The following is a 1959-nucleotide window of genomic DNA, read 5'->3' as shown; positions in this document are numbered from 1 at the left end:
AGGAGGAGGCGATATGAGTGATGTGAAGATCTACGCGCCGAGCGACGAGATGGTGGCGAAGGCGCATGTGGATGCGGCGCGGTACCAGGAGATGTATGCGCGCTCGATCGAGGATCCCGAGGGGTTCTGGGGCGAGCAGGCAAAGCGGCTCGACTGGGCCAAGGCGCCGACGAAGATCAAGAATGTGAATTTCGACTACGGCTCGGTCTCGATCAAGTGGTACGAGGACGGCAAGCTGAACGTCGCCGAGAACTGCATCGACCGGCACCTGGAGGCCCGCGGCGATCGGACCGCGATCATCTGGGAGCCGGACGAGCCCGGCGAGGACGCCCAGCACATCACCTACCGTCAGCTCCACGAGCAGGTCTGCCGCATGGCGAACGTGCTCAAGGACCAGGGCGTCGGGCGCGGCGACCGGGTGGTGCTCTACCTGCCGATGATCCCCGAGGCGGCCTACGCGATGCTTGCCTGCGCGCGGATCGGCGCGATCCATTCGGTGGTCTTCGCGGGCTTCTCGCCCGATGCGCTCGGCCAGCGGGTCAATGGCTGCGATGCCAAGGTGGTGATCACCGCCGACGAGGCCCCGCGCGGCGGACGCAAGACCGCGCTCAAGTCGAACGCGGACAAGGCGCTTCTGCATTGCAAGGACAGCGTCAAATGCCTCGTCGTGAAGCGCACCGGCGGGCAGACCACCTGGACCGAGGGGCGCGATATCGACCTCAGCGCGGCGATGGCCGAGGCGGGCACCGACTGCCCGGCCGAAGAGATGGGGGCCGAGGATCCGCTCTTCATCCTCTACACGAGCGGCTCGACCGGCCAGCCCAAGGGCGTCGTGCACACCACCGGCGGCTATCTCGTCTTCGCCAGCCTCACCCACGAGGTCACCTTCGACTACCATGACGGCGACATCTACTGGTGCACCGCCGATGTCGGCTGGGTGACGGGGCACAGCTACATCGTCTACGGACCCCTCGCCAACGGCGCGACGACGCTGATGTTCGAGGGCGTGCCGACCTATCCCGATGCGGGCCGCTTCTGGCAGGTCTGCGAGAAGCACGGGGTGAACCAGTTCTACACCGCGCCGACGGCGATCCGCGCGCTGATGGGCCAGGGCGAGGAGCACGTGACGGGCTCGGACCTGTCGTCCCTGCGCATCCTCGGCACGGTCGGCGAGCCGATCAACCCCGAGGCCTGGGACTGGTATCACCGCGTCGTCGGCCAGGAGCGCTGCCCGATCGTCGACACCTGGTGGCAGACCGAGACGGGCGGCCACCTGATGACCCCCCTGCCCGGCGCCCATGCGACCAAGCCCGGCGCGGCGATGAAGCCGTTCTTCGGCGTGAAGCCCGTCGTGCTCGAGACCGAATCGGGCAAGGTGATCGAGGACAGCCCCGCCGAGGGCGTTCTGGCCATCGCGGATAGCTGGCCCGGCCAGATGCGCACGGTCTGGGGCGATCACGAGCGCTTCGAGAACACCTATTTCCAGCAATACAAGGGCTATTACTTCTCGGGCGACGGCTGCCGGCGCGACGCGGACGGCGATTACTGGATCACCGGCCGGGTCGACGACGTGATCAACGTCTCCGGTCACCGGATGGGCACGGCGGAGGTCGAGTCGGCGCTCGTCGCGCACGAGAAGGTCGCCGAGGCCGCGGTCGTCGGCTATCCGCATGACGTCAAGGGCCAGGGCATCTACTGCTACGTGACGCTGATGAAGGGCCAGGAGCCCTCGGACGATCTCAAGAAGGAGCTCAGGAACTGGGTCCGCCAGGAGATCGGCCCCATCGCCTCGCCGGACCTCATCCAATGGGCCCCCGGCCTGCCCAAGACCCGCTCGGGCAAGATCATGCGCCGCATCCTGCGCAAGATCGCAGAGAACGACTACGGATCCCTCGGCGACACCTCCACCCTCGCCGAACCCGAAGTCGTCGACGACCTCATCGAGAACAGGATGAACCG

The 1959-nt window shown here is 66.9% G+C and carries 1 protein-coding gene; it reads left to right on the top strand.

Going from position 1 to position 1959, the window contains the following annotated elements; all coding sequences use genetic code 11:
- Window positions 1–13 precede the first annotated feature (13 nt).
- The coding region (gene acs / locus BM171_RS18580) for an acetate--CoA ligase (protein ID WP_139218760.1) at window positions 14–1959 on the top strand (1946 nt) is incomplete at its 3' end.

It is taken from the genome of Roseivivax halotolerans (assembly GCF_900115815.1).
GTDB lineage: Bacteria > Pseudomonadota > Alphaproteobacteria > Rhodobacterales > Rhodobacteraceae > Roseivivax > Roseivivax halotolerans.
Note: the sequence above shows the minus strand (reverse complement) of the source record. Positions and strands in the feature narration are given on the sequence as shown.